This is a genomic window from Phaeobacter sp. QD34_24, from assembly GCF_028890115.1.
Taxonomy (GTDB): domain Bacteria; phylum Pseudomonadota; class Alphaproteobacteria; order Rhodobacterales; family Rhodobacteraceae; genus Phycobacter.
Map to the genome: position 1 here is coordinate 1 of NZ_JARCJD010000040.1, position 8,782 is coordinate 8,782.

Annotated in this window: 5 protein-coding genes; 2 read left to right on the forward strand and 3 right to left on the reverse strand. The window is 61.8% G+C overall.

What is annotated here, in order from left to right; translation table 11 throughout:
- Both PXK07_RS18320 and PXK07_RS18325 read right to left on the reverse strand, forming a co-directional pair.
- Positions 1-653, reverse strand: a 653-nt coding sequence (locus PXK07_RS18320; protein WP_274849750.1) for a nucleotide sugar dehydrogenase, incomplete at its 3' end; no start/stop codon positions are given.
- Between the two features lie 89 nt (positions 654-742).
- Positions 743-1,546 (reverse strand): undecaprenyl-diphosphate phosphatase, encoded by an 804-nt coding sequence (locus PXK07_RS18325; protein WP_274849751.1) that lies wholly within the window; start codon positions 1,544-1,546, stop codon positions 743-745.
- Positions 1,547-1,782: 236 nt separating this feature from the next.
- Between PXK07_RS18325 and PXK07_RS18330 the strand changes: the two genes are divergently transcribed.
- The gene (locus tag PXK07_RS18330; RefSeq protein ID WP_274849752.1) at positions 1,783-3,222 is read left to right on the forward strand and encodes an NAD(P)-dependent oxidoreductase; all 1,440 of its coding nucleotides are present in this window, start codon (positions 1,783-1,785) and stop codon (positions 3,220-3,222) included.
- Between the two features lie 86 nt (positions 3,223-3,308).
- A complete protein-coding gene (gltB, locus tag PXK07_RS18335; protein WP_274849753.1) occupies positions 3,309-7,841 on the forward strand; it encodes a glutamate synthase large subunit in 4,533 nt (1,510 codons plus the stop codon).
- Positions 7,842-7,941: 100 nt separating this feature from the next.
- Here gltB and PXK07_RS18340 read toward each other — a convergent pair whose 3' ends face one another.
- Positions 7,942-8,697, reverse strand: a complete 756-nt coding sequence (locus PXK07_RS18340) for an FkbM family methyltransferase (RefSeq protein ID WP_274849754.1) — start codon at positions 8,695-8,697, stop codon at positions 7,942-7,944.
- Positions 8,698-8,782: the final 85 nt, after the last annotated feature.

An 8,782-nucleotide genomic window follows, 5' to 3' on the forward strand; every position in this document is an offset into this window, starting at 1 on the left:
GCATAGCTGTCCAGCTCGTTGAAGAAGGCCACCCGCATGGCAAGGTAGGTATTGGCAAAGAGCTTGATCGCCTCGGCCTCGGTTGGATCGGTGAAGAGGACCGTCACATCCTTGCTTTCCGCCCCTTCCAGCAGGAGATCGGCAAAGATGCGGGCGCGCTCGGAGCGCTCTCCGACGATGATCCGGCTGGGATGCAGATTGTCATAGAGCGCACGCCCTTCGCGCAGGAATTCGGGGCTGAAGATCACCTGCTCGGTGTCCAGGCGGCGGCGGATGTCCTGGGTGAATCCGACCGGGATTGTGGACTTGATGACGATGGTGGCGTCGGGGTTCACGTCGATGACCTGGCGGATCACGGCCTCGACCGAGGAGGTGTCGAAGAAATTGGTCTTGGGGTCGTAATCGGTCGGTGTTGCGACGATGACAAAGTCGGCATCCCGATAGGTCGAGGCGGCATCGGTCGTTGCGGTGAGCTGCAGATCGCGCTTGCTCAGGAAGGCCTGCAGGTCCTCGTCAATAATCGGGCACTGACGACGGTTGACCATGTCCACGCGGGAGGCGGAGATATCCACGGCGGTGACCACGTGGTTTTGCGCCAGCAATACGGCGTTGGACAAGCCGACATATCCAAGCCCGGCAACAGCAATATGCATCAATAGCTCCTTCCGGGCCGTGTTTGGGTCAAGGGGATCAGGCTCTCTCAAACGCAGCAGAGGCCGATGCGCGCCATCTTTCAACGGGTCTAGTTGTAGGCGATGGCCAGCAGGATGATCCCTAGGATGACACGGTAAATCACATAGGGCGTAAAACTGACCGATTTCAACAGCCGCATCATCAGGGCGAGCGCGGCGAGGGCCGACAGGAAAGCCAGCCCGGCGGCGATGATCCCATCGCGCATCAGCGCGGTATTGGCCTCCACCGCAACCTCGGCGCCCAGAAGAACGCCCGACGCAAGGATGGTCGGGATCGACATCAGCATGGCGATCCGGGCGCCGTCGCTGCGGGTATAGCCAAGCTGCCGTGCCCCGGTAATGGTGATCCCCGATCGCGAGGTGCCCGGGATCAGCGCGATCATCTGCCACAGCCCCATGATCAGCGCGTCGCGCAGACCCCAATCGCGCGCCGATTTCACCTCGGCTCCTTTCTGGTCGGCAATGTACAGCACGATCCCGAAGATCAGCATGGTCCAGCCGATCACGGTCGTGGAGCGCAGCGCATCGCTGAGGCCGGAGAAATGCAGCACCGCCCCCAGGATCACCGTGGGAATGGTCGCAATGACAAGGCCAAGTGCCAGCCGCGCCCCTTCGGTATCGAGATGGCCGCAGGCAAGGTGGGGCAGGCCCAAAAGGCCTTTGCGCACGTCCTGCCAGAAATAGATCACCACCGCGACCAATGTTCCCACATGGACGGCGACATCGATCACCGGCCCCTGATCGTCAAGGCCGCTCAGCTTGGGGAGGAGAATCAGGTGCCCCGAGGAGGAAATCGGCAGAAACTCCGTAATGCCCTGGATCAGGGCCACCAGAACAAGGTGAAACAACGGCATGACGGGCGGCTCCTTCATGGGCGGGTTGGCCCTAAACGCCCTTTTTTCTTAATGAATGTCCCCCCGGATGGGAAGATTTCCATTTGGGTCCGATTCGGACTTAAAATCGCTGTACATTTTCGCTGGAGCGGGCGATATAGGCATACTGCACGAAAAGTAGGTCAGCATAGCTGACTTTTATTTCGCCGCACTTCGATCTATGACAATCGCAGCAAGCTAAAAAGGGGAGTATACCCGTGGCCAAGCAACCGATGCTCAAATTCGTGAAAATCGATCGCGACATGCCCGAAAAGCGGGCCGCAGAAGATCGCAAGGAAGATTTCAACGAGATCTACGCGGAGTTCGCCCAGGCAAAGGCGGAGGAGCAGGCGAGCCGCTGCAGCCAGTGCGGTGTGCCCTATTGCCAGTCCCACTGCCCGCTGCACAACAATATTCCCGATTGGCTGCGCCTGACCGCGACCGGCCGTCTGGAAGAGGCCTATGCCACCAGCCAGGCCACCAATACCTTCCCCGAGATCTGCGGCCGCATCTGCCCCCAGGACCGCCTGTGCGAGGGCAACTGCGTGATCGAACAGTCCGGCCATGGCACCGTCACCATCGGCGCGGTGGAGAAATACATCACCGACACCGCCTGGGAGAACGGCTGGGTGAAACCGTTCACCCCGCTGCAGGAGCGCGGCGAAAGCGTCGGCATCATCGGTGCGGGCCCCGGTGGCCTGGCGGCCGCGGACATGCTGCGCCGAGCCGGGGTGCAGGTCACCATCTATGACCGCTACGACCGTGCGGGCGGGCTGCTCACCTATGGTATCCCCGGCTTCAAGCTGGAAAAGGACGTGGTGATGCGCCGCAACCAGCTGTTGGCCGATAGCGGCGTGACCTTTGTCATGAACTGCAACGTGGGCGAGGACATCTCGTTCGAGGACATTCGCGGCAAGCATGACGCGGTGATCATCGCCACCGGCGTCTACAAGTCCCGCGATCTGTCGATGCCGGGCAGCGGCGCGGCGGGGATCGTCAAGGCGATCGACTTCCTCACCGCCTCCAACAAGCGCAGCTTTGGCGACACGGTGCCGGAATTCGAAAGCGGCGAGCTGAACGCCGAAGGCAAGAAGGTTGTGGTGATCGGCGGTGGTGACACCGCGATGGACTGCGTGCGGACCTCGATCCGCGAAGGCGCGACCTCGGTCAAATGTCTTTATCGTCGTGACCGCGCCAATATGCCCGGTTCGCAGCGTGAAACCCAGAACGCCGAAGAAGAAGGCGTCATCTTCGAATGGTTGTCCGCGCCCAAGGGCTTTGTCGACAGCGATGGCACGGTGACTGGCGTCATGGTGCAGAAGATGCGCCTGGGCGCCCCCGATGCCACCGGCCGCCAGGCGCCCGAGGTCATCGAAGGCGCCGATTACGTGGAAGAGGCCGATCTGGTGATCAAGGCGCTGGGCTTTGAGCCGGAAGACCTGCCGACCCTTTGGGGCCAGCCGGAACTGCCGGTCACCCGTTGGGGCACCGTCAAGGCCGAGTTCAAATCCGGCGCAACGGACCTGCCCGGCGTTTATGCGGTGGGCGACATCGTGCGCGGCGCCAGCCTTGTGGTCTGGGCCATCAAGGACGGACGCGATTGCGCCGAGGCGATCCTGGAACGGTTCGACGCCAAGGCTGCGGTAGCCGCCGAGTAACAATTCACATTGATCCCACGCGGTCGCGCGCCCCTGACACAGGCGAAACACAGGCGAGGCGCCGCCGCCAGGCAAAGGAAAACGATATGACCAAATATGATGCAGAATGGGTCCGCGCCGAGGAAGCCAAGCGCAAGTGGATGGCCGAAAACGGTCTCTATTCCGAGGAAGAAGAGCATTCTTCCTGTGGTGTGGGTCTGGTTGTCTCCCAGGATGGCAGCGCCAGCCGCAAGGTGGTTGAGGCCGGTATCGACGCCCTGAAGGCGATCTGGCACCGTGGTGCTGTGGATGCGGATGGCAAGACCGGCGATGGCGCCGGTATCCACGTGCAGATCCCGGTCCCCTTCTTCTATGACCAGATCAAGCGCACCGGCCACGAGCCGCACAAGGACCAGCTGATCGCCGTCGGCCAGGTCTTCCTGCCGCGCACCGATTTTGGCGCCCAGGAGAAATGCCGGACCATCGTGGAAACCGAAGTCCTGCGCATGGGCTATTACATCTACGGCTGGCGTCATGTGCCGGTCGATGTGACCTGTCTGGGTGAAAAGGCCAACGCCACCCGCCCCGAGATCGAGCAGATCCTGATCTCCAACTCCAAGGGCGTGGATGAGGACACTTTTGAGCGCGAGCTTTATGTGATCCGTCGTCGGATCGAGAAGGCCGCCGCCGCTGCCGGTATTGGCGGGCTGTATATTGCTTCGCTGTCCTGCCGCTCGATCATCTACAAGGGCATGATGCTGGCCGAGCAGGTCGCCGTCTTCTACCCCGACCTGATGGACGAACGCTTTGAGTCCGCCTTTGCGATCTATCACCAGCGCTATTCCACCAACACCTTCCCGCAGTGGTGGCTGGCACAGCCGTTCCGCATGCTGGCCCATAACGGCGAAATCAACACGCTGAAGGGCAACGTCAACTGGATGAAGAGCCATGAAATCCGCATGGCCTCTTCCACCTTTGGCGATTACGCCGAGGACATCAAACCGATCATCGCGGGCGGTTCGTCGGACTCGGCAGCGCTGGATTCGGTGTTCGAGGTTCTGGTGCGCGCGGGCCGTTCGGCGCCGATGGCAAAAACCATGCTGGTGCCGGAAAGCTGGTCCAAGCAGGCGGTTGAGCTGCCCGAAGCCTGGCGCGACATGTATTCCTACTGCAACTCGGTGATGGAGCCCTGGGACGGCCCTGCTGCCCTCGCCATGACCGATGGCCGTTGGGTCTGCGCCGGTCTGGACCGCAACGGTCTGCGCCCGATGCGTTACGTCGTCACCGGCGATGGTCTGGTGATCGCCGGCTCCGAAGCGGGCATGGTGCCGATCGACGAAGCAAATGTGGTGGAAAAGGGCGCGCTTGGCCCCGGTCAGATGCTGGCCGTGGATATGAAAAAGGGCAAGCTGTTCCACGACACCGAGATCAAGGACAAGCTCGCCGCAGCGCTGCCTTTTGGCGATTGGGTGAGCAAGATCAACGATCTTGATGAAACCCTGGCCACCGTGGATGAGAAACCGCTGTTCAGCGGCGAAGAACTGCGCCGCCGTCAGATCGCGGCCGGCTACACCATCGAAGAGCTGGAGCAGATCCTGGCGCCCATGGCCGAGGACGGCAAGGAAACGCTGGCCTCGATGGGCGATGACACGCCCTCTGCGGTGCTGTCGAAGAAATACCGCCCGCTGTCGCATTTCTTCCGCCAGAACTTCAGCCAGGTGACCAACCCGCCGATCGACTCCCTGCGCGAATATCGCGTGATGTCGCTGAAGACCCGGTTCGGTAACCTCAAGAACGTGCTGGACGAGGACAGCTCGCAGACCGAGATCATCGTGTTGGAAAGCCCCTTTGTCGGCAATGCCCAGTGGGACAAGCTGATGGAGAACCTGAACGCGCCGCTGGTGGAGATCGACTGTACCTTTGCCCCCGGCAAAGGCTCCCTGAGCGCCGCGCTGCAACGGATCCGTGCCGAGGCCGAAGAGGCCGTGCGTTCGGGTGCTGGGCATATCGTGCTGACCGACCAGCATTCGGATGCAGGCAAGATCGCCATGCCGATGATCCTGGCGACCTCGGCGGTGCATTCGCACCTGACCCGTAAGGGTCTGCGCACCTTCTGTTCGCTGAACGTGCGTTCGGCGGAATGTATCGATCCGCATTACTTTGCGGTTCTGATCGGCTGTGGTGCCACCGTGGTGAACGCCTACCTGGCCGAGGATTCCCTTGCTGACCGGATCGAGCGTGGCCTGCTGGATGGCTCGCTGACCGAAAACGTGGCGCGCTACCGTGAAGCCATCGACCAGGGTCTTCTGAAGATCATGGCGAAGATGGGCATCTCGGTGATCTCCTCCTATCGTGGCGGGCTGAACTTCGAGGCCGTGGGCCTGTCCCGCGCCATGTGTGCGGAATATTTCCCCGGCATGACCAGCCGGATCTCCGGCATCGGTGTCTCGGGTATCCAGGTCAAGGCCGAGGAAATCCACGCCTCTGCCTGGGGCGCACAGCAGAACGTGCTGCCCATCGGCGGCTTCTACAAGGCGCGCAAATCCGGTGAGACCCACGCCTGGGAAGCCACCTCGATGCACATGCTGCAGATGGCCTGCAACAAGGCCTCCTACCAGATGTGGCAGCAGTACTCGAAGAAGATGCAGAGCAACCCGCCGATCCATTTGCGCGACCTGCTGGACATCAAGCCCCTGGGCAAGCCGGTGCCGCTGGAAGAGGTGGAAAGCATCACCGCGATTCGCAAGCGTTTCGTGACGCCGGGCATGTCGCTGGGTGCGCTGTCGCCCGAGGCGCACAAGACCCTGAACGTCGCGATGAACCGCATCGGTGCCAAGTCGGATTCCGGCGAAGGCGGGGAAGATCCGGCGCATTTCGTGCCCGAACCCAATGGCGACAACCCCTCGGCCAAGATCAAGCAGGTGGCCTCGGGCCGCTTCGGTGTCACTGCCGAATACCTGAACCAGTGTGAAGAGCTGGAGATCAAGGTGGCCCAGGGTGCGAAACCCGGTGAGGGTGGTCAGCTGCCGGGTATGAAGGTCACCGATCTGATTGCCCGTCTGCGCCATTCGACCAAGGGTGTGACGCTGATCTCGCCGCCGCCGCACCACGATATCTATTCGATCGAGGATCTGGCGCAGCTGATCTACGACCTGAAGCAGATCAACCCGCGCTGCAAGGTGACGGTGAAACTGGTGGCCTCTTCCGGCGTTGGCACCATTGCCGCCGGCGTGGCCAAGGCGAAGGCGGACATCATCCTGATCTCGGGCGCTAATGGCGGCACCGGGGCCTCGCCCGCGACCTCGATCAAATTCGCAGGCCTGCCCTGGGAGATGGGTCTCACCGAGGCGCATCAGGTGCTGGCGATGAACAACCTGCGCGGCCGCGTGACCCTGCGGACCGATGGTGGCCTGCGCACCGGACGTGACATCGTCATGGCCGCGATGATGGGCGCCGAGGAATACGGCATCGGCACAGCGGCGCTGATCGCCATGGGTTGCATCATGGTGCGTCAGTGCCAGTCCAACACCTGCCCGGTCGGCGTCTGTACGCAGGATGAGTCCCTGCGCGCCAAGTTCACCGGCAATGCGGACAAGGTGGTGAACCTGATCACCTTCTACGCCCAGGAAGTGCGGGAAATCCTCGCCTCCATCGGTGCGCGCTCTCTGGACGAGGTGATCGGCCGCGCGGATCTGCTGGCACAGGTCTCCCGTGGGTCGGCGCATCTGGACGATCTGGACCTCAACCCGCTGTTGATCACCGTCGATGGTGCGGCAGACATCGTCTACAACCGCGACAAGGACCGCAACGCGGTGCCTGATACGCTGGATGCGGAGATCGTGCGCGATGCTGCGCGCTTCCTGCAGGATGGCGAGAAAATGCAGCTCTCCTATGCGGTGCAGAACACCCACCGTACCGTCGGCACGCGCACCTCGAGCCACATCGTGCGCAACTTCGGCATGCGCAACTCCTTCCAGCCCAACCACCTGACGGTGAAGCTGCAAGGGTCTGCCGGCCAGTCCCTGGGCGCCTTTGCGGCACCGGGTCTGAAGCTGGAGGTTTCCGGTGACGCGAACGACTACGTGGGCAAGGGCCTGTCGGGCGGCATGATCGTGGTGCGCCCGCCAATGGCCTCGCCGCTGGTGGCAAGCGACAACACCATCGTCGGCAACACGGTCCTCTATGGCGCGACCGATGGCTACCTCTTTGCGGCGGGCCGCGCGGGCGAACGTTTCGCTGTGCGTAACTCGGGCGCATCGGTGGTGATCGAGGGCTGCGGATCCAACGGTTGTGAATACATGACCGGCGGCGTTGCGGTGATCCTGGGTTCGATCGGTGCCAACTTTGGCGCCGGCATGACCGGCGGCATGGCATACCTTTATGATCCCGAAGGCAAGGCCGAGACCATGATGAACATGGAAAGCCTGGTCACCTGTGCGGTCACCGTCGATCACTGGGAAGACCAGCTGAAGGGCCTGGTGGAACAGCACCTGGAGGAAACCGGAAGCCGCAAGGCCGCCGATATCCTGCAGCACTGGGACAGCGAGAAAGCCAACTTCCTGCAGGTCTGCCCGAAAGAGATGCTGGACAAGCTGGCTCATCCCCTGTCGCAGGAACAGGCCGCCGTTCCCGCCGAATAAGGCAGGCAGCGAGTATTGCAAATGAAAAAGCCCCCCAGGCACATCGCTTGGGGGGCTTTGCTTTGAAGGGACGCGGAAGGGACGCGCGTTGACGCAGGCCTCAGGCGGCCTTCACGTACCAGTCGTCGAAGCGCGAGATATTCTCCATCACGCGGGTATAGCCATTGCTGGTCAGCAGCTTGTACAGCCCTTCGCGGTTGGGCTGATAGTTGTGCTCCACCGTGATGCAGCCGAAGCTCCAGCGCGAGAAATCAAAAGCCGAGAGGATTTCAAGTTCGCTGCCCTCGGTATCCACCGAAAGATAGTCAATGTGGCTGGGCGCCTTGTTTTCTTCCAGCAGATCGTTCAGCGAAATGGTCGTGACATCATAGCTTTGCCCCCGCAACCGCCGCCCGGTCTTGACGAAGGAGGAAACGCCCGAGTTCTCCCCGCGCGGCGCCTCGGTAAAGCGGAGCGTTTCGCCGGATTTCGACCAGACACAACGCTGGTCGATATGGCAGCCGCGGTTGGCCGCCAGATCCGCATGCCAGCTCCGGGCCGGTTCCGAGAGGATCCCGTTCCAGCCGAATTCCGTTTCCAACAGGTAGCTGTTGCTCAAACTCACGCCGTTGGTGGCGCCAAATTCGACAAAGAAGCCCTCCCGTTTGAAATCGTTGCAGGCCAGCGCAAAGAGATCCTGGCGCAGCTGCGCGCGGGAGTTGCCAAGCAGATCAAAGCAGGCCTCACGTTTGTCGCGTGGAACCGCCTTGAGGAACTCCATGTCGAAATGGTCCTTCTCGCGGGCCAAGAGCTCTGAATACCGGTCGCGTTTCAATAGCTTGCGCGACAATAGCGATTGAGAAGAGGATTGGCCCAACACCGGACTCCTAGGGTCAGGACTCATAGCCAGTAAATGACGAGCGCTGCGAGTGCGATGGCTGACAGGAAGACCTTTGGGCACC